The 19,354-nt window shown below is 33.3% G+C and carries 19 protein-coding genes and 1 pseudogene; 7 read left to right on the top strand and 13 right to left on the bottom strand.

Translation table 11 applies throughout. From position 1 onward, the window contains the following. Nucleotides 1-253 precede the first annotated feature (253 nt). Both EG348_RS21870 and EG348_RS21865 read right to left on the bottom strand, forming a co-directional pair. A complete protein-coding gene (locus EG348_RS21870; RefSeq protein ID WP_228414736.1) occupies nt 254-691 on the bottom strand; it encodes a Fic family protein in 438 nt (145 codons plus the stop codon). Continuing rightward, a complete protein-coding gene (locus tag EG348_RS21865; protein WP_228414735.1) occupies nt 679-951 on the bottom strand; it encodes a hypothetical protein in 273 nt (90 codons plus the stop codon). Before EG348_RS21865 ends, EG348_RS21870 begins: the two co-directional genes overlap by 13 nt. A 588-nt stretch (nt 952-1,539) precedes the next feature. On the opposite strand from EG348_RS21865, the gene EG348_RS13170 reads away from it, so the two are divergent. Beyond that, nucleotides 1,540-2,469: a hypothetical protein gene (locus EG348_RS13170; protein ID WP_123983492.1), complete on the top strand. Its 930-nt coding sequence runs from the start codon at nt 1,540-1,542 to the stop codon at nt 2,467-2,469. Nucleotides 2,470-2,554: 85 nt separating this feature from the next. Beyond that, nucleotides 2,555-3,400, top strand: coding sequence for a GNAT family N-acetyltransferase (locus EG348_RS13165; RefSeq protein WP_123983491.1), 846 nt, complete (start codon nt 2,555-2,557; stop codon nt 3,398-3,400). 276 nt (nt 3,401-3,676) lie between these two features. Here EG348_RS13165 and ligD read toward each other — a convergent pair whose 3' ends face one another. From ligD to EG348_RS13140, 4 genes and pseudogenes are all read right to left on the bottom strand, one after another. Next, nucleotides 3,677-4,954, bottom strand: coding sequence for a non-homologous end-joining DNA ligase (gene ligD / locus EG348_RS13155; protein ID WP_228414734.1), 1,278 nt, complete (start codon nt 4,952-4,954; stop codon nt 3,677-3,679). Between the two features lie 77 nt (nt 4,955-5,031). Beyond that, a complete protein-coding gene (locus tag EG348_RS13150) occupies nt 5,032-5,634 on the bottom strand; it encodes a DNA polymerase ligase N-terminal domain-containing protein (RefSeq protein ID WP_123983490.1) in 603 nt (200 codons plus the stop codon). Further along, nucleotides 5,634-6,419 (bottom strand): annotated as a pseudogene (locus EG348_RS13145) (Ku protein). Before EG348_RS13145 ends, EG348_RS13150 begins: the two are co-directional and overlap by 1 nt. Before the next feature lie 598 nt (nt 6,420-7,017). Then, complete coding sequence (locus EG348_RS13140) at nt 7,018-8,436, bottom strand: PLP-dependent aminotransferase family protein (protein ID WP_123983489.1); 1,419 nt, start codon at nt 8,434-8,436, stop codon at nt 7,018-7,020. A gap of 123 nt (nt 8,437-8,559) precedes the next feature. Between EG348_RS13140 and EG348_RS13135 the strand changes: the two genes are divergently transcribed. The 3 genes from EG348_RS13135 to EG348_RS13125 all read left to right on the top strand — a co-directional run bounded on the left by EG348_RS13135 (nt 8,560) and on the right by EG348_RS13125 (nt 11,073). After that, nucleotides 8,560-9,072 carry a hypothetical protein gene (locus EG348_RS13135; RefSeq protein ID WP_123983488.1) on the top strand — a complete coding sequence of 171 codons (513 nt, stop codon included), beginning with the start codon at nt 8,560-8,562 and terminating at the stop codon, nt 9,070-9,072. 170 nt (nt 9,073-9,242) lie between these two features. Continuing rightward, the gene (locus EG348_RS13130; RefSeq protein ID WP_123983487.1) at nt 9,243-9,608 is read left to right on the top strand and encodes a hypothetical protein; all 366 of its coding nucleotides are present in this window, start codon (nt 9,243-9,245) and stop codon (nt 9,606-9,608) included. Between the two features lie 49 nt (nt 9,609-9,657). Further along, the gene (locus EG348_RS13125) at nt 9,658-11,073 is read left to right on the top strand and encodes a PLP-dependent aminotransferase family protein (RefSeq protein WP_123983486.1); all 1,416 of its coding nucleotides are present in this window, start codon (nt 9,658-9,660) and stop codon (nt 11,071-11,073) included. Between the two features lie 42 nt (nt 11,074-11,115). On the opposite strand, the gene EG348_RS13120 is transcribed toward EG348_RS13125, so the two are convergent. After that, a complete protein-coding gene (locus EG348_RS13120) occupies nt 11,116-11,793 on the bottom strand; it encodes a TIGR02117 family protein (RefSeq protein ID WP_410494126.1) in 678 nt (225 codons plus the stop codon). A 366-nt stretch (nt 11,794-12,159) separates the two neighbouring features. After that, nucleotides 12,160-13,098, bottom strand: coding sequence for a tRNA epoxyqueuosine(34) reductase QueG (gene queG, locus EG348_RS13115; protein ID WP_123983484.1), 939 nt, complete (start codon nt 13,096-13,098; stop codon nt 12,160-12,162). A 124-nt stretch (nt 13,099-13,222) separates the two neighbouring features. On the opposite strand from queG, the gene EG348_RS13110 reads away from it, so the two are divergent. Both EG348_RS13110 and EG348_RS13105 read left to right on the top strand, forming a co-directional pair. Next, on the top strand, nt 13,223-13,522 hold the full coding sequence (locus EG348_RS13110; RefSeq protein WP_066750942.1) for a rhodanese-like domain-containing protein: 300 nt from the start codon (nt 13,223-13,225) through the stop codon (nt 13,520-13,522). Between the two features lie 28 nt (nt 13,523-13,550). Further along, nucleotides 13,551-14,168, top strand: a complete 618-nt coding sequence (locus EG348_RS13105) for a hypothetical protein (RefSeq protein ID WP_123983483.1) — start codon at nt 13,551-13,553, stop codon at nt 14,166-14,168. 91 nt (nt 14,169-14,259) lie between these two features. On the opposite strand, the gene EG348_RS13100 is transcribed toward EG348_RS13105, so the two are convergent. From EG348_RS13100 to gldD, 5 genes are all read right to left on the bottom strand, one after another. Then, complete coding sequence (locus EG348_RS13100; RefSeq protein ID WP_123983482.1) at nt 14,260-15,030, bottom strand: alpha/beta fold hydrolase; 771 nt, start codon at nt 15,028-15,030, stop codon at nt 14,260-14,262. A gap of 15 nt (nt 15,031-15,045) precedes the next feature. Continuing rightward, nucleotides 15,046-16,035, bottom strand: coding sequence for an NAD(P)H-dependent flavin oxidoreductase (locus tag EG348_RS13095; protein ID WP_228414733.1), 990 nt, complete (start codon nt 16,033-16,035; stop codon nt 15,046-15,048). 81 nt (nt 16,036-16,116) lie between these two features. Beyond that, complete coding sequence (locus tag EG348_RS13090; protein ID WP_123983481.1) at nt 16,117-17,487, bottom strand: peptidylprolyl isomerase; 1,371 nt, start codon at nt 17,485-17,487, stop codon at nt 16,117-16,119. Between the two features lie 87 nt (nt 17,488-17,574). Next, on the bottom strand, nt 17,575-18,498 hold the full coding sequence (locus EG348_RS13085; protein WP_123983480.1) for a PfkB family carbohydrate kinase: 924 nt from the start codon (nt 18,496-18,498) through the stop codon (nt 17,575-17,577). Between the two features lie 28 nt (nt 18,499-18,526). Next, the gene (gene gldD, locus EG348_RS13080) at nt 18,527-19,084 is read right to left on the bottom strand and encodes a gliding motility lipoprotein GldD (protein ID WP_123983479.1); all 558 of its coding nucleotides are present in this window, start codon (nt 19,082-19,084) and stop codon (nt 18,527-18,529) included. Nucleotides 19,085-19,354 lie beyond the last annotated feature (270 nt).

The raw sequence follows: 19,354 nt of genomic DNA, 5'->3' as shown, positions 1-19,354 counted from the left end.
GACAAATTAAAGTAGTGATGGTAAAAGTCCAGTATTTCGCTTGATTTCATTGCTAAGATGCGAATGGTCGTAATAGCCACATTTAAGTGCAATATCTAATAGGCTTCGGTTTATCTTTTTTCCGTAATACTATCAGTGAAAACTTGGGCTTTAACATTAATAAGTTTAAAGAATAATAACTGAGATTGACAACTGTCTTTAGAATTAATATGTGGCTTTGATGTACAGTAGATACCTTAACTATTTTACAATATCACGCTGGAATTTGAAAATATTCTAAGATTATCTTATAGTTTTCCTGCGCAGCAAGGCAAGTATCTAATAAATAGCCTCTGACATTCTTCCATTCCTGCAGCCCTCTATAATAGTAAAGTTTTATGTCATTATCGATGATAAAAGGAACAATATTCTTAGACAGACACTCTTTAAACATAATCAGCCTGCCGACACGCCCATTTCCATGTTGAAAAGGATGAATAATCTCAAAATTGTAATGAAACTTAATGATATCTTCTATTGTTTTACTTTTAATTGCATGATAGCCCGTCAGTAATTCTTTCATATATTTCGCAACTTCATCACGTACTGTTGTTGCATTGCCACCAACTTCATTCGGCAACTTTTTATAATCACCCACATTAAACCAATCTTTAGCACTGTCGGATGTTCCGGATTTTACTAAAAGATGCAATTCTTTATCAATGATTCCGTTAATTTTGCTTTAGCTTTATCAATAATCATATCTATGGCTCTAAAGTGATTGGTTGTCTCGATAATATCATCCACATTAATACTTTCCCCAGATGCTCCAATGGTATTGGTTTCAAAAATATACCTTGTTTGATCATGGGTTAGCTTACTCCCTTCTATTCTGTTGGAATTGTAGGTCAAATCAATCTGGGTTCTGTGATAAATTCCGCCATTAAGCTTCATATCCTTTTCTTCCTTCAATTTGTTCAGCAATGGATTATTGCTAAATCTCTTGGTAACATCCTTATGAGGAGGTAAAGCGTCCTGTGGAATATTCCATGTTTTACCAGTTAAAAAGGCTCCATTAATTCTACCTTGTGCACAGTAATTCCTTACCGTTCTTTCAGGGATATTCTATTTCTTAGAAAATTCAGGGACTGATATAAAATCCATAATGAAGAGCTACCGATATGGGCAATATTGAATGCTTTTCCTTTTTTGCAAAATGATAGAACAGGGGTAACTATCAATATGTTTACTAAGCACTTGTCCTAGCAGTAATGTATATGATCCTTCTACTCAATTATGTACTGCTCCATAATAGATCTAACATGTTATCTCTAATGATATAAAAGTTTTACTCATTATTTTTAGAGGTATGAAAAAATGATAACTCATCAACTAATTGGTCTGGAAATATGGCGGCTGAAATGCAAAATTCCACCGTATTTTTTCAATTGAACTTTTCTCCAAAATAGAACATTTATGATTCATTTTCTATCATCGCAAAACCCCGAAAACTAGTTATTTAGTGGTATCTTTACAACAAAATTTTAAAGTAAAATAATTATGACAAATCTTAAAAAGGTTCTATTCGTTACAACGATGACCTTATTGATTTACAGCTGTACTACCGAAACCAAAAAGCAAGAAAAAGAAGAAAATCAAACAGAACAAAAAGTTGCTGAAAATAATAATTTTGAAGGAAATTATGTGAACAATTCGTACAACCAAAGAAAGGAAGGATACGATTGGGTTGCTGTTATTGTGAGTAAAGAAAGCGATAATCAATTAAAAATAGCAGTTCGTTCAAGAACAGACAAAAAGAAACCTACTTGCACCTTTGACGTTATTGCCCAAAAATTTGATGAAAATACCTACACATCGGTTGTTCAAGATAAAAAGGTAATGTTTCGTTTCAGCGAAAATGGCATTACCATCGAAACCGAGAAAAAAGAAGATAGCGGCATCCTCAATTTTTATTGTTCAGGCGGAACGAGTATTGCAGATACTTATACCAAAATTAATGAGCCTTTAGACGAAACTCAAATTGATAAAACAAAGTTCAGCCAAATTTTAAATTTACAAGATGTTGGCTTTAATATTTCGTCTATTGAAAAAAATGGATCAACACAACTCAGTGTGTCTACTTTCGGACTTTCAAATGAGTTTAACGAAATTCAAAACATTCACAAACAATCAGTTACGAATACAAAAGTTGATGATTTAGATGCCGACGGTTCACCTGAATTGGTGGTATTCACCAAAGATATCAGTAATAAAGAAAATGTATATGCTTATTCTGTAAACAACAAAAAATCTATGATCTCTGTATATTTTCAACCAACTGTAGAAAATAACAAAATTAACGTTGATTATAAAGGGCAAGATAGATTTACATTGATGGAAGGTAATTTAGTTCAACGTTTTCCTGTTTTTGAAAACAATGTAGAAACCAAAAAAATAAGACAGGTAGCCTATAAACTTCTAATAGGGTGAAGCTTCAAAAAAAAAGTTTGAGGTGAGCAAACAAACTCAATACGAAAAAATATATTGCTTAATCCAACTAATTTTATTGTAATTTATGGCTATTCTAAAAACATTAGAGAACATTCCAACCGAAAAACTTTTAGAAGTTTTCAATTTGTCATTTTCAGACTACGTTGTTCCTTTTTGCCTGACTAAAGAGCAATTGGAAGACAAAATAAAAAGCAACAGTATTAAACTTGAATTTTCTGTAGGAGCGTTCGAGGATAATCAGTTAATTGCTTTCATACTTCATGGATATGACATTATCAACAACTTAAAAATTGTTTATAATGCAGGAACTGGTGTAATTCCAGCCAAAAGAGGAAATAAATTAACCGTGAAATTGTATGAATATATTCTGCCAATTTTGCGCAAAAATGATATTGACAAATTGTTACTTGAAGTGATAACCACAAATGAACCCGCAATAAAAACTTACAAGAACATAGGTTTCAAAATTATCCGAGAATTAAATTGTTATAAAGGTTCATTAAATATAACCCATACCAATAATGATTTTGAAATTCGCAAATTGGAAGTGTATGATTGGCAAAAGCTTAACTCCTTTTGGAATTTGAAACCATCTTGGCAAAATTCAGTTACAGCGGTCGAAAAGCTAAAAAATGCTAACATTTCTATTGGAATATATGACGAGGAGAAATTATTAGGTTACACGATTTTTAATCCAAAAATAAAAAGGATACATCAACTTTCAGTTGACAAAAATTACCGAAGAAAAGGCGTTGGTGGGCAACTTTTAAAACACATTTCAACAAATTATGGAAAAAATGTTTCTGCTATAAATATTGATAGTACTTCAGAAGAAACACTGAAATTTTTTAAAGATATAGGAATGGATATTTATATTAAACAATACGAAATGGAATTGCCCTTGAAATAGAAACTATAGCCTAAATCCCAGGCAATCCGTAAACCTTACAAAACAAACATTTTAGTAATTAATATTAAAAATTACAGTTACTTTCCTTTATTAAAAAAAATAGCAGAGAACGTTTATAGTTCTCTGCTAATTATTATATTGAGAAAAAAGTTATTATAAGCTTTCTTCTTAATTTAAGCTATTTTAACGTTAACTGCGTTAACCCCCTTGTTACCGTTTTGTACGTCATATGTTACGACATCATTTTCACGAATATCATTAACTAAACCTGAAGTATTAACCTAAATTATTCAAATAAGCCAACGTTGCCTTGTCATTACAATAAATATAATCGATGTATTTATCATTAGATTCCGAATAAACTTGCGTCGTTTTTATCCAATCAGGAATATTGTCACTTGCATCTTTTTGATAGAAACTTTGCTCCTCAATTCCATTGGGGAAGCGGTTTAATGACAACGGACGGTTTTTCAAATGCGGTAAAATATAATTGGCGACAGATTGATAATATTCAATCACATCACCTTTTGTAATCTCGTCTTTTGGAAAATAAATTTTATCCTGATTGGTCAGCTTTACTTTATGTTTGTCTAAAGTGATTTCCTTTTCTTTTTCGGAAGTTGAAGTCTTTTTTAATGGTGTTTTGGCTTTCATTTCTTTAGGTTTTTCATTAATATCTTCAGGATTTTTATCTTCACGGATCGCCACAAAAACAGGATGTCGGAAAATCCCGTCTTTGGTAATTTCAGAATATTTTATTTCGCAGACCAATTCAGGTTTTGTCCATGTTACAGGCATATTTGTTTTAGGAATTGTTTCAAAAGGAGAAGTTTTTGCAACTAATTTTTTCAGTCTTTCATGAAGCAGATTCAAAGATTCATTATTAAAACCTGTTCCTGTGTGTCCGGAATAAGTCAATTTTCTGTCAATATATTTCCCTAAAATTAATGCTCCAAAACCTTCCCTCGAACCGCGTGGCTCTGTAAATCCGCAAATTATAGCTTCTTCTGTATTGGTGAATTTTATTTTCAACCAATCTGAACTTCTGCTATTTTCAATATATAAACTGTCGGCTTTTTTGGCAATCATTCCTTCCAATTGCATTTTTTTCATTTGATTAAAAAAAGCGATGCCTTTTTCCGGAATATGATCACAATATTTAATGACATCAGTTTCGATTAAAGCTTCTTTTAAAAGCTCTTTCCGTTGAATTAATGGAAGTTTTTCCGTAGAATGACCATTGAGCCAAAGCAGATCAAAAACCTGATAAACTAAGGCTAAATTGGGACTATCTCCAATTTGCTGTAACAATTGAAAATTTGGCTTTCCATTCTCATCGTAAGCAACAATTTCGCCATCGAGAATCATTTTGTGTTTCTGTTGGTCAAAATCCTGCGAAACTTTGTCAAATTTTGATAAAAAAGAAACTCCATTTCGGGAGTAGAAGAGAGGTTTTTCATTGCTGAGATCGGCAACTGCGCGATAACCATCCCATTTTATTTCAAAAATCCAGTCTTCATCATCAAATGCTTTTTCAAAGGATTTGGCAAGCATCGGTTTAATGAAGATTTTAAGTTTTTTCTCGTCAACTAAAGAATTAAATCGTTGAAATTTAGGTTTTGTTTCAGAAGTTATGACTTCTTTTTGCTGTTTTTTAGGCTTTTTTTTTCCTCTAAAAATTTCGTTACCTGAGAATTTTTGGCTGTATTTTCTTCGGCGTCATAATTTTCTTCTGCAAAATCATCTTTATGTTTAATTAATAACCAAGCGTTGTTTTCTGCGTTTTTCATTTTAACTAAAGCAAATTCACCTTTCAGCTTTTTGCCATGTAAAATGAATTTTAACGAACCTGTTTTTAATTCTTTCAATAATTCTTTTTCGTTCGAAAGTTTGCTTGTATTATCCAAAGGTTCGTAGGTTCCGCTGTCCCAGACTTCAACTTGTCCGGCTCCGTAATTTCCTTCGGGAATATTTCCCTCAAAATCTTTATAGTCGTACGGATGGTCTTCAACTTCCATCGCCAAGCGTTTGTCTTTTGGATCTAAAGACGGACCTTTCGGAACTGCCCAACTTTTCAAAACGCCTTCCATTTCTAATCTAAAATCATAGTGTAAACGCGACGCAGCATGCCTCTGAATTACAAAAATAAGTTTGTCTTTACTTTTTTTTGCTTTTCCTTTCGGTTCGCTTGTTTCGTCGAATTTCCGTTTTTCGTTGTAATCTTTGAGAGCCATTATGATGCATCTTTAGATTTTGGACTTTGTAAACTGGCTTTTAACTGAGCCATTAAATCAATCACTTTGCCCTGTTTTGCAGGTTCTGACTTTTTAATTTTTACGGTTTTACCTTTTGCTTTTTTCTTAATGATCTTCAGTAATTCTTCGGAATAGGTGTTTTTGTAAACGGTCGGATCAAACTTTTCAGATAACTGTTGGATAAGACTTTTCGCCATTTTGAGTTCGGCAGGTTTCGGAGCTTTTTTAGCAGGAATTTTTAAATCTTTGTAATCTCGGATTTCCTGAGCAAACCGTAATCTGTTCAACACTAAAACATCATCATTATATGGTCGAATCATTCCAATCGCTTCACTTTCACGGAGAACGAAAGTTCCAACGCCAACCATTTTTGTTTCCGATAAGGCTTTTAATAGAAGTCGATACGCGTTTTCTCCATTCTTTTGTGGTTCGAGAAAATAAGGATTTTCAAAATAGACACTGTCAACTTCAACTTCTTTTACGAAATGTTCTATGGAAAGAATTTTTGATTTCTCAGGACTTGCAGCTTCATAGTCTTATTCATCCAAAACGATGTATTTATCTTCCATGAGATAGCCTTTCACAATGTTTGCCCACTTAACTTCTTTGCCTGTTTTTTCGTTGACTCTTTTGAATTTAATGTTCGAAAAATCGGATTTATCGAGCATATCCAAATCCAATTTACTGGTTTCTGTGGCAGAATAAATTTTAATAGGAATATTGACTAATCCAAAGCCAATGGCACCGTTCCAAATTGCTTTCATTGTCTTACGTTTTGTAAGAAAATGCAATGATTGTGCCGAGCAAAAATTTTATTGTTAAGTATTCTTATTAATATTAAACCTGTTTAAACTTTTATTTTTCTAAGGAATAAAATAGAGAAAGCTAAATAATGTAGATTTATCCATCGTTTTTTGAGATTTGTTATCGTCTTAAAATCGCGCATAATACCCAAATTTAGGTATAGAACAAATATAAAACTATAAAGTGTAATTTTTGCATTGACCAATTCGTAATAATTAGTTTTCACTAAAAAATAAATTGTCCAAAGAAAAATTAAAATAAAATAGATAAACCACAAGTAATGACCTTTTGAAATCATATTTTCATATGCTCCTTTAGTGAAAATAAATGGCAAAGAAAATGAAAATATCATAAGAACAATTCTAAAATATACGATTAAATGGTTTTTCATTTTTAATCTAAAGCATCTATAAAGTTTAATATTTCACATCTGATAACTGCGAAATTCTTTCTAAATCTTCCACCAAATGTTTCGATATTTCTTCGGTATTGGGTACTAAAACCTCTAAAATCAATGATTTCAGAGGTTTTTATTTTTTTAAATATTATTGAAAGAATTTAATTTAAAAACTCCTGAACTTTTTCACCAAGATTTTTCAAAGAAAAAATACTTTCCGAAGTTATACGATCAGCAAATACCGCCCGAAAATGATATTTATACTCCTCTGTAAACGAAAAAGTATATCCTGGAGTAAATAAAATCTTCTGACTTTCACAATACTGATAAAAAGCTTCCATATCAACATTTTCTGGCAACTCACCCCAAATACTGTACCCGCCCTGAGGTCTGTGAAAATAGGAATTTTCAGGAAAAAATTTTCTTAAAACATCTAATAATTCTATCGCTTGTTTTTCCAATTGTTTTCGAAATGTGCGCAAATGCCTGTCATAACTGCTACTTTCCAAAAGTTTTATCATTAATTCCTGATAAATTGGTGCAACAGATCTGCCGAGAGAAAATTTTAACCTTTCAGTTTCAGCATAAAATTTGCCCGGATTAAGCCATCCGAGGCGGATCCCCGGTGCCAGAGTTTTTGAAAATGAAGAAAATGTCATCACCAAACCGCTTTCATCAAAATTCCGAATGTTGGAAGATCGTTCTCTACCAAAATAAAGATCTCCGTAAATATCATTCTCAATGATTGGGATCTGATGAATTTCAGCAATTGACAACAGCTCTTTTTTAGCATCATCCGTCATCAAAATTCCTGTGGGATTATGAAAATTCGGGGTTACAATCACTGCCCGGATATTATTTTCATTACAAATTTTTCTTAAATATGGTAAATCAAACCCCTCTTTATAATGCACCGGAATTTCTATTGCTTTAAGCTTCAAATTAGAAATCACCTCCAAAACAGAAAACACACAAGGGCTTTCAACCGCAATCACATCTCCTGCTTTTGTTACAGATGCCAACGCAATGTAAAGCGCCTGCAAAGCCCCATCTGTGATGATCAATTCTTCTGCATTGAGCTTACAGCCGTATCTAGCAGCCCGACCTGAAATCTGCTCTCTCAGCAATTGCGAACCGTTCAGTGGATAGTAACGGAGAAGTGATGCACCTTTTTCACGGATTACTTCCTGCATTTTTCTTAGGATCAATTTTTGAGGAATCAATAGGTCTGTAGGTGCCGTAACATTAAACGAACCATGTTCAACATGTTTATTTCTGATAGAAGTCAGTTGCAGATTTTTATTAAATTTTGTATTCTTTATAATCGGCAGCGATTTTAATGATCTTTCAGGAATATTCTCTTTTGAATTAAAAGCTACAAAATAGCCGGAACGAGGAATATTTTCAACCAAACCTTTCATCACAAGATAATCATACCCACTCTGAACCGAACTTATACTTAATTTGTATTTTTCTTTGATCTCTCTAACCGAAGGCAAACGGTTTCCCGTTTTCACCGCTCCACTTTTTATCTGGTCTTCGATTATGGAAGTAAATATTTCATATTTGTAAGCCTGCATAGGTTTTAAATCTAACTGTTCTTAACAAAATTACAAAATTAACAACTGTACCGATTCTATTTTATAAAACTGTATCTATTTTTAAGTTAAAAAATCCCTTACCTTCGAATAAAAAAGAATCCAATGGAGATAGTTTCAAAATTCGCAGTAGGATCCGACAAAGGAGTTGACGATCTTTTTGATGTAAAAAAAGCCGTTATCAGACATATTTATAAAGAACATATTCCGCTTGACACCATAGAAAATTATATCAAAGAACATTTGGATCATAGAAAAATGATCAATATTTTGAATGATCTTTCTAATCAGCTTATTATGGTTTTTGTAGACGATCAGCCTGCAGGATATTGCTTATTTAAAAGCGGTTCGAGTTATTCCGACTCATCTGAAGGCAAAAAAATGACAGAATTGATGGAATTTGGTATACTTCCGGAATACGATTCGGAAGTCAGACCTTCCCTTTGGAATAAAGTAAAATCCGCCATCAAATTTACAGACAGCATCTGGATCAATATTGATCAAAATAATCCTCACCTTCAATTTTTTAAGGATAATGGATTTATATTTGTTAAAGATTCTGTTTCTGAGCTATTTGATGCACCTTCCCAGATTTACGAATTAGATTTATTACATTAAAAATAATCTTTCACCATTAATAACCTTTAAAACAATCAAATTTTAGAGGTTATTATTTTGTTTTAGATATAATGTTTAAACAAAATTCTGTACCCACAATAATATAGACTTCTGTATCTGTAACCATAATTAAAGACTCCATAATTTTGTAATATATAAAGCAAAGTATTATGGAAACGACCGTTCAGCTTCAAAAACACCTTCAAATCTCTGAAGTTTATATTAGAGATATGGTAGAATTAAAGAAAATTTTTCTTCAGACTTCCAACGCAAAAACAGTGACTGATAATTTTGGCATTCCGTTTCTAATGGTTAAAAAGAATGGTAACATCATAGCGTTTGCAAGTCTTATCATCAACAAGAAGGGACAAAACGATTTTGTTATTTATGAAAAATCAGATCTGAATACAGAAGAAAAAGAGAAATTCATTTTTCAAGCCAGCAGATATTTTAAAAGAAATAATTCTGGTAATTATCGTGATCCTTTACAATTGAAAACCACTATTGAAAGAATGATAAACTGGTTAAATATTTGAGAAAAAAGATCAATAATTCCATATATTTACTTAAAAAACTCCCTTTTTTATGGCTAAAGATGTTCTATATCTTAAAATAGCAAAAATAATTACCGAACAGATACAGAGTGAAACCCTGCAATTTGGCGACAGATTACCTTCTCTTCGTAGTGCCCAGAAATTATATAATGTAAGTTTGAACACCATCAAGCTTGCGTATATGGAATTGGAAAGCCGTTCTCTTGTTGAATCCAGACCAAAATTCGGATATTTTGTAAGCCAGACCTCAAAACGGAAATTGGCACTTCCTTCCGTCATAAAAATTAAAGAATCAGGATTAGAAAAACCACCTCAGGATTTGATAGATAAGGTTTTTGGAACCATTTCTCATCCGGATCTCACTCAATTTGCGTTGGGAATTCCCGGAAAAAGTTTTCTTCCTTTAGCAAAATTGAAAAAATCGATGCTGAATGTTGTGAAGGCTAAAAATGACAGCGGTACCAACTATGAACCCGTACAAGGTAACGAGCATCTGCGTCGAGAAATCGCAAAATGGTCGTTGATTCTTGAAGGAAAAATAACTGAAAATGATCTTGTAATCACTTCGGGTGCAATGAATGCCATTTATCACTGTCTTATGGCAGTTACAAAACCCGGAGATTCCGTTGCTGTTGAAAGTCCTGTATATTTTGGCATACTACAGTCCATTCATCTATTAGGTTTAAAAGCCGTGGAAATTCCGACTCATCCAATTGATGGTTTAGATTTAGATGCTTTGAAAAAGGTTTTACCCAAAATATCAGCCTGTTGTTTCGTGACTAATTTTAACAATCCATTAGGCTTTCAAATGTCTGATGAAAATAAAAAACAACTGGTAAAGCTTATCACCGAATACAATGTTCCTTTAATAGAAGATGATATTTACGGGAATTTATATTTTGGCTCAGAAAGGCCAAAACCCTGTAAATATTACGATGAAGCGGGTCTTGTGATGTGGGTAGGTTCTGTTTCCAAAGCATTGGCACCGGGATATCGTGTCGGCTGGGTGGCTCCAGGGCAGTTTAAAGATAAAATTATTCGCCAAAAACTGGTTCAGACCGTATGCAGTCCATCATTTTATTCTGATGTTATTGCTGATTTTCTTGAATATGGAAGATATGATCATCACTTGAGAATGTTTAGAAATAAATTGTATTCAAATTATCTTCAAATTCAAAAAGCAGTGGCTAACTATTTTCCTGATAATACCAAAGTTTCTGAGCCTAAAGGCGGTTTTATGCTCTGGCTTGAACTCGACAAAAGAATCTGCACAGAAGATTTGTATGATGAAGCTATCAGTAAAAAAATAAGCTTTGCTCCCGGTAGAATGTTTTCTCAACACAATCAATATAATAATTGCATGCGTTTAAATTACGGTCTGGAATGGACCGACCGCGTGGAAAGTGATCTTGAGAAATTAGGAAAAATGATTAAAAATAATATTTAGATATCAGATAATAGACTCCAGGTTTTGGACTAAAATTTTTAATTATTTATAATGTTGAAAAATCCCGGAATCTGTAGGCGTCCAGAATGCAGCTTTTTGTCCGGCAGCTTTTAAGGCATCATTAGACCAGGTATTACAAGTGTAGAGAAAACTGTAATTTCCCTGAGCATCATAAAAAGCATCATTATCACTGTAGACCGCATTGGTAGGAATCAAAATAAAATTTCCGTTTTGATCTTTATCAAATTTATCCTCAACAAACTTTGTAAGATCTTTGTACTGTGATCTGCTGATCATGATCATTTTGCAATCATCCCCTTCTTTCATTGTTTTGTAGTATGTACAGTGCATTGCAGATTCGCTTAACCAAAATGCCGCTTTAAAAGCCGTTGAAAATTTCAGATCAGCCCAAGTCGGAGTATCCAGATAAAACCCTTTATCGCCCCAGCCGATACCAACATAATTGTAATCCGTTCGCTTTGATTTTGTATTGGTAAAAGGAATTTTTGTGCTCCAATCCTGCATATCGTTTTTCACAGGCATTACAATATCGGTATGTACTCCGTTCGTGTAAATATAAATAGGAATTTCTTTTTTCTCACCGTCATCCTTTGCTGAGATCTTGATAAACGGCAGCAAATAAGCCATTAGACCATACAGAACAATAATTCCTACAATGACACCTAGAATTTTAAGGATAGACATTAATACCATCTTCACACTCATGTATTTGAATAAAATTTAATTAATAATTTTTCGTAAAAGTATTTGTTTTAATCGGAAAAATGATTAAATTTAGTTACGAAATATACACAAATATGCGTAAAAACATCAAATCTCAGAAAAGATTTAAAGTAAGAGTAAAAACTGCTCCAAAAAGAGTACAAAAAAAACGTTGATTTTCTAAGAGATTTTATCTTTTTGAAAGTCATTTTTTCTTTTTAGGAAAAGACTTTTAAACAATTTTTACTTAAATAATCTTAACCTCCTTGAAGCAGAAATTCTAAGGAATGGTCGATTAACCGCTTTAATTTTGGAACCGAAAAATTCCAGACAAGGATTTATCACCAAAAAATTGACCTAAAATTACTCGGAAGATCCTTCTAAAAACTCAATATTCCTTTTCAAACCTGCAAATTTTGTTCTCTTTACAGGAGATTTTCTGAAAATTTCTGAGAATAATTCCTGCGTAAGCTCTTTCCATTCCCCTTTTTTGAAATTTTTGAGCGCATCATTCGGTGCAAATCTGGTTTGGAGATTAGGCGCTGAAAATCGATTCCACGGACAAACATCCTGACAGATATCGCAGCCAAACATCCAGTCTTCCATTTTATCTTTAAAAGAATCGGGAATTTCACTTTTTAATTCAATGGTTGCATAGGAAATACATTTACTTCCATCGATCAGCTTTTCAGAAACAATAGCATCTGTCGGACATGCATCAATACATTTTCTGCACGTTCCGCAGTGATCCGTCGTTTCATGATCGGGAATTAATTCTAGATCACAAATAATTTCTGCTAAAAAATAAAAGGAACCGTTTTGTTTGGTAATCAGATTTGCATTCTTTCCTACCCATCCGATTCCGGATTTTCTGGCCCAACTTCTTTCCAAAACCGGCGCCGAATCTACAAAAACCCTGCAATCAAAATCTCCTATTTCTTCTCTTAATTCATCAACCATTTCACGGAGAATTTCTTTTACAACTTCATGATAGTCCTCTGCATAAGCATATTTCGAGATTTTATAGTTCTCTAATGTTGAAATTTTTTCTTTTGGGAAATAGTTATAAGAAAGTGAAATCACAGATTTTGAGCCCTCAACCAATAATCTTGGATCAAGCCTTTTATCAAAATAATTTTCCATGTACTTCATTTCACCATGAAAATTATTCTTCAACCATTTTTCGAGATTTCTGGCATCTTCTTCTAAAAAATCTGCCTTCGAAATACCACAACTTTGAAACCCAAAACGCTCGGCTTTGGATTTAATTAATTGTGAATATTTTTTGGCATTCGAATTCATGATTTTTACATTGCAAAACTAAGATTATTTTATAAATTTGTTTAGGCTTTGAATAATGAATTAAAACAACAATTTATTTCATTGATCGATTGTCTATATTTTAACTCTAAATACAAGTAGAATTATGTCTTTAACAGAAGTATTAAAATCAGGAAACTATGAATTAATCGACGTTCGTGAACCAATGGAATTGGAAATGGACGGCAATATAGAAGGTGCAAAAAATATCCCGTTAGGTGAAGTAGAAGATAGAAAAGAAGAATTTTTATCTATTGAAAAGCCTGTGATCATCTTCTGCAGAAGCGGAAACAGAAGCGGAAAAGCATTGGAATATCTTAATTCTCAAGGCTTGAAAGACGGTTACAACGGCGGTGGCTGGGCAGACCTAAAGGCAACTATCGAAGCAAATCAAGGAACTTTTTAAGTTCCTTTTTTATTTAAAATATTTTGTGATGAGACTTAAAGACAGATTCAATCAGCTTTGTTTGCAATTTACCCAAGATCAAGATTTGATTGAAAACCTATGGTTGGAAATTGAAAAGAAATATTCTGAAAAAGGCAGACATTATCATAATTTTGAACACCTCCAAAACATGTTTTCTGAACTTGAATTTGTAAAAGATAAGATTTCAGACTTTAATATTATTTCTTTTTCAGTTTTTTATCATGATGTAATTTATGATGCATCTTCAAAATCCAATGAAGAAAAAAGTGCAGAGTTTGCGAAAACAAGACTTGAAAAACTGAATATTAATAAAGAATCAATTAATAAAATTTTCAACCAAATTATTGCTACAAAAGCACACCAAAAATCTGATGATCAAGACACCAATTATCTTTTGGATGCAGATCTTTTAATTCTTGGAAAAGATGTTGAAACCTATCTTGATTATACAAAAAAGATAAGAAAAGAGTATTCCATTTATCCTGATTTTCTTTACAAACCTGGGAGAAAAAAAGTTCTTCAGCATTTTTCATCATTGGAAAATATTTTCAAAACAGATTATCTTAAAGAAAAATATGAAGTTCAGGCGAGAGAAAATATTGAGATTGAAATTAGTCTTTTATAAGTTTTGGCTAAAGCCGAGTGAACAGATTAAAATTGAAAAGCGGACTAAAGTCCGCTCCTATTGATAAAATCACTGTATAATAATCTTAATTTTACAATATTTTATTGATAAATTCAATCGATTTATTTAAAACTAAATCAGGAACTTCTTTGTGTGGCGTGTGCCCAACATTCGGAATAATATATTTTTCTGAACTTCCACTCACCTGACTGACCGTTTTTTCAACCTGATCCAACGTTCCATATTCATCAGTTTCTCCCTGAATAAAAAGTAATGGACTTGTGATATTTTTTAAAAGATATTCAATATTCCAGCTTTTGAACCTATCGCTTAACCAGATTTCAGTCCAAGCTTTAACGATCATCGGAACTTTATCACCGTGATATTTTGCTAAACGTTCCGGTAAATCGTTTGTTTTACATGCTTCAAAAGCATCAGAAACTCCTTTAACCGTAATGTCTTCCACGAAAATATGTCCGGCTTCACAAATTACAGCTTTTACGCTTTGAGGATATTTGGAAGCGGCAATTAAAGCAATTGTACCGCCATCGCTATGACCAAAAAGAACTGCATTGTCTATGCTTAATTCTTTTAATAAATCGCTTAGCAGATCTGCTTCGAGCTCCATGTAATTGTTTTCCCTTTCATGAGAAAGCATAGGAAAAGATTTACCATACCCCAAACGATCATACACTAAAACATTACATTGAGTAGCTTCTGAAAGTTTAGCCGGAAAATCCCGCCAAAGTTGTGTACAGCCTAAAGAATCGTGCAAAAAGACGATTGTAGGTTTATTTTTAAACGAATTATCATATTCTATATAAAGTTTTTTACCCTGTACATCTATAATCCTCCCTGTCATCAATTTAAACTTTAATTAAAAACTAGGCGCTTTTGCCTCTTCAAATTCTCTCAACAAATTACTGAAAACAGTTTCTACCGGTAAAATATCATGAATCAATGCTGAAACCTGGCCAATTTCTAATTCTCCATCTTCCATATCGCCTTCAAACATTCCACGCTTGGCTCTTGCACGGCCTAAAGAAGCAACCAAAGCCTCCGTATTTCTTCCTGTCTGGTAAATACCCTCCAATTCATTAAAGAACTTATTTTTGACCATTCTTACGGGTGCCAATTCTTTTAAAGTAAGATGAGTGTCGCCTTCATTAAGTTCTGTGATTTTCTTTTTCCAGTTTTCGTGTGCGCTGGCTTCAATGGTTGCGGCAAAACGAGATCCAATCTGAACTCCGTCTGCGCCAAGAATCATGGCAGCTTTCATTTGTGAGCCTAACGCAATTCCACCCGCTGCAATCAATGGTTTAGAAATATGTTGCTTAACATTTGGAATTAAACAAAAGGTTGTTGTTTCATCTCTTCCGTTGTGTCCGCCGGCTTCAAAACCTTCTGCTACGATCACGTCAACACCTGCATCTTCGCATTTTACTGCAAATTTTGTGGAAGAAACCACGTGAGCAACTTTCAATCCTTCTTTTTGAAGAGTTTCTGTATATGTTTTTGGATTTCCGGCAGAGGTAAAAACGATTTTTACGCCTTCTTCCAGAATGATTTGAATCACTTCATCCAAATTCGGATATAGCATAGGTACATTCACTCCAAAAGGTTTATCTGTAGCTTGTTTGCATTTTTGAATGTTCTCTCTTAAAATGTCAGGATACATACTTCCTGCGCCAATTAAACCTAATCCGCCACAATTAGAAACCGCAGAAGCCAATTTCCATCCGGAATGCCAGATCATCCCAGCCTGAATAATAGGGTATTTTATATTAAATAGTTCTGTAATTCTATTTTGACTTTGCTGCATCTCGTGAAGTTTTTTAGCTGAATTAAAATCTATAAAATTGCTCATGCTGTAAAAATAATAAAAACAAAGGTTTTACGGGACTTTTAGGCACAAAAAAAACCTCCAGAAATTCTGAAGGTTTTGATCTTATTTTTTAAGAGATTCTTTCTTCCAGTTTCCTTTGAAGTTACAAGAATCATAACGGCCATCTATTGATATGAATGTGGTCGGTAATTTTGAATTTACAAACTTCTCAATCATTTCATTTTTCTTTTTATTAAGAGCCATCTGCTTTATTCTGTCGTAATCCGTCTCCATTGTAATTTTGTGAGCAGGAATTACATCTTCCATTTTTACGATCTTTACAACCTTTCTCTTTCTTTCATCTTCATCATCAAAAGCACTTGTAATATCTCCTTTATTTAAACCTGCCAATTCGTAGCTGATTGATCCGGGAATACTTTCTCTTTCAATTTTGTTTGAACCATCTGCTCCGGGAATTATCCCTGCATTAAATTTAGTTCTTTTATCATCAGAAAATTTGAATGAAGCATCTTTAAATGTCGTTTTACCATCGATGATCAGCGTTCTGATGCTGTCTAACTTTACTTTAGCCGTTTTAATTTCGTCTTCAGTAGGCGTTGCCATCAAAAGAATGTGTCTTGCATCGTATACTTTTCCGGCTTTTCTCACCAACTGAATGATGTGATATCCAAATTCAGATTCAATAGGATCTGAGATTTCTCCCTCCTGAAGGTTCAAAGCAGCAGCTTCGAATGGCTTTACCATCTGTCCTTTTGAAATATTCTTCATCAAACCTCCATTCGGCGCAGAACCCGGATCTTCAGAATAAATTCTTGCCTGACTTTCAAAACTTTCTCCTCCTGCAATATCCTTTTTAATTTTGTTAAGTCTAGCAATAATTTCCTGCTTGTGAGCTTCCGTCAATTTAGGATTCATAACAATCTGAGCCAGAGAAACTTCGTCTTTGATCTCCGGTAACTGCATTTTATAAAGATTAAAGAAATCGGTAACTTCGTTAGGAGTAACGTCTGCTTTCTCTGTAATTCTTTGGTATTTTGCCTGACCGTAATAGGTGTCTGTATCGATCTTTTCGATAGCATTCTTCATTTCGTATCCCGTTCTAAATTTATAAGCTGCCAACATCGTCTTTTCATCCGGAAACTGAGAAAGTAGCTGAGCATATTTCCCATTTGCCTGTTCTTTGATCGCAGCAGAACGGTTTTCAATTAAAGTATCTTTTTTTGCTTCGTAAACAAGAAGTTTATTATTAATCAAGTTCTCCAAAAACTCACATTTATCTGTATTAGAAGCTCCCTGCTGTTTGGCATAATTCATTTGTTCGCTCACATCAGATTCCAGAACAATTTCATCTCCAATTACCGCAGCAATACCATCCACTAGTTCTCCAGGTTTTAGTTGAGCTTTCATCATATTTGCTGAGAACAAAATCATGAAAATTCCAAAAAGAAAAGTGATCTTTAGTTTATTTGTCATTTTACTATTTTAAACAAGTTGCAAATTTAGAATTCTTAATGAATTATGCTAAATTTTTTATTATAAATATTTCTTAAAAAGACGTATTTATTGTACTTCTACATCAAATGTCGTCAATTCCTTGAATTGTCTTAATCTACTGAACATATCAGCTTCGGTTACTTCCTCGATTCTCTCCGTTCCGAATTTTTCAACTGTGAACGATGCCATTGCAGAACCAACGATCAAAGCAGACTTCATTGTTTCAAAATCTATCTTTCCTTTTTTAGCTAAATATGCTGCAAAACCTCCTGCAAAAGTATCTCCTGCTCCGGTTGGATCGAACACATCTTCTAACGGAAGAGCCGGAATCGCAAACACTTTACCATCATGGAAAAGTAAAGCTCCGTGTTCCCCTTTTTTAATGATAACATATTTTGGACCCATTGTGTGGATCTTTTTAGCAGCTTTTACAAGAGAATATTCTCCTGAAAGTTGTCTTGCTTCCTCATCATTAATCGTGATTACATCGGTTTTAGAGATCATTTCCATTAAGATATCCAAAGCAGAATCCATCCAGAAATTCATTGTATCTAAAATAACCAATTTAGGACGTTGGTTCATTTTTTCAAGAACAGACAACTGAACACCAGGGTGAAGGTTTCCAAGTAATAAGATCTCAGAATCTTGCATTGAAGCAGGAATTTTTGGATCAAAATTCTCCAAAACGTTTACTTCAGTCGCTAAAGTATCTCTTGTATTCAGATCATTATGGTATTTTCCTGACCAGAAAAATGTTTTTCCTTCTTTTACGATTTCAAGTCCCTCGATATTGATGCCTCTTTTTGTAAACATGTCAAGGTGTTCTTGCGGGAAATCTCCTCCTACTACAGAAACAATTCCGGATTTTACGCCCAAAATAGATGAAGTGATCCCGATATAAGTGGCAGCACCTCCTAAAATTTTATCTGTTTTACCAAATGGTGTTTCGATTGCATCAAACGCAACGCTTCCAACAACTAAAAGTTTCATATATTTTTCAATGTATTTTTTAAAGTAATTATTTTTTCCATTCAAAAGTATCCAGCAGATGTTTCATATCTTTTTTGATATAATCCACAGCAGGAGCCAATGAATCCGGTTTCGGTCTTGTATTAAAGTATAAATAAGCAGTCACAAAGTGTTTTGTGCTGTCTGTAATGTAAAATTGAAGATTTGAAGCACTCTGTCCTTTTAACTCATAGAAATTTCCGTATACCTTTTTTTCAGGATATTCGAAAGATTTTGTGTCTATTGAACTAGCTTTAATGGTATGTTCATACACCATTTTTTCAGCTTCTTTGATGTGTTCAGCAAAGTCATTCTGAATCGGATAATAGGTCACGAACAGTTTTGCCTTCATTTTAGGATAATTCAAATAATACCAACATGTTTTTTTGGCATCGGTGATTTTTGCAAAATCTGAGTATTCAAATGTGTAAGCACAGTTGTTTTCAAATTTCTGATATTTTGGTGTGGGGTATTCTAATCTCAGTTCGCCATAGGGTTTTAGAACAGGATCTTTTCCACATGATATTAAAAGCAATGAAGCAAATATAAAAATGACTTTTTTAATCATTTTGCAAAAGTACAAATTAGATTTCAGATATAGGAAGACAAATTTCAGGATTTCAATGAGTTTTGGATTTGAATTTTATTTAATTATTATTTTTATTTGTTTTTAATACAAAAGGCGCTAAGATTTTTTTAACTAATAACGGTTTTTAAGGTCGCAATGGTGTTTGACTTAGCAAAGTAGTTTTTAAATTCGTTACTGTCATTATGAACAGAACGAAGTGTAGTGAAAGAATCTCAAGTTACTTTTTAGAGATTGCTTCGTCGCTTCGCT

Origin of the sequence: Chryseobacterium sp. G0201, from assembly GCF_003815655.1 — a bacterium.
GTDB lineage: Bacteria > Bacteroidota > Bacteroidia > Flavobacteriales > Weeksellaceae > Chryseobacterium.
This window is presented reverse-complemented; position numbering and strand designations above follow the sequence as displayed.

Bases quoted from the DNA above. Each gene is read 5' to 3' on its own strand.
- EG348_RS13135 (WP_123983488.1), top strand. From the start codon at position 8,560: ATGGAGATAGTTTCAAAATTCGCAGTAGGATCCGACAAAGGAGTTGAC.
- gldD (WP_123983479.1), bottom strand. From the start codon at position 19,084: ATGATTAAAAAAGTCATTTTTATATTTGCTTCATTGCTTTTAATATCA.
- EG348_RS13090 (WP_123983481.1), bottom strand. From the start codon at position 17,487: ATGACAAATAAACTAAAGATCACTTTTCTTTTTGGAATTTTCATGATT.
- EG348_RS13095 (WP_228414733.1), bottom strand. From the start codon at position 16,035: ATGAGCAATTTTATAGATTTTAATTCAGCTAAAAAACTTCACGAGATG.
- EG348_RS13170 (WP_123983492.1), top strand. From the start codon at position 1,540: ATGACAAATCTTAAAAAGGTTCTATTCGTTACAACGATGACCTTATTG.
- queG (WP_123983484.1), bottom strand. From the start codon at position 13,098: ATGAATTCGAATGCCAAAAAATATTCACAATTAATTAAATCCAAAGCC.
- EG348_RS13100 (WP_123983482.1), bottom strand. From the start codon at position 15,030: ATGACAGGGAGGATTATAGATGTACAGGGTAAAAAACTTTATATAGAA.
- EG348_RS13140 (WP_123983489.1), bottom strand. From the start codon at position 8,436: ATGCAGGCTTACAAATATGAAATATTTACTTCCATAATCGAAGACCAG.
- EG348_RS13085 (WP_123983480.1), bottom strand. From the start codon at position 18,498: ATGAAACTTTTAGTTGTTGGAAGCGTTGCGTTTGATGCAATCGAAACA.
- EG348_RS13125 (WP_123983486.1), top strand. From the start codon at position 9,658: ATGGCTAAAGATGTTCTATATCTTAAAATAGCAAAAATAATTACCGAA.
- ligD (WP_228414734.1), bottom strand. From the start codon at position 4,954: ATGCTTGCCAAATCCTTTGAAAAAGCATTTGATGATGAAGACTGGATT.
- EG348_RS13150 (WP_123983490.1), bottom strand. From the start codon at position 5,634: ATGGCTCTCAAAGATTACAACGAAAAACGGAAATTCGACGAAACAAGC.
- EG348_RS13130 (WP_123983487.1), top strand. From the start codon at position 9,243: ATGGAAACGACCGTTCAGCTTCAAAAACACCTTCAAATCTCTGAAGTT.
- EG348_RS13105 (WP_123983483.1), top strand. From the start codon at position 13,551: ATGAGACTTAAAGACAGATTCAATCAGCTTTGTTTGCAATTTACCCAA.
- EG348_RS13110 (WP_066750942.1), top strand. From the start codon at position 13,223: ATGTCTTTAACAGAAGTATTAAAATCAGGAAACTATGAATTAATCGAC.
- EG348_RS13165 (WP_123983491.1), top strand. From the start codon at position 2,555: ATGGCTATTCTAAAAACATTAGAGAACATTCCAACCGAAAAACTTTTA.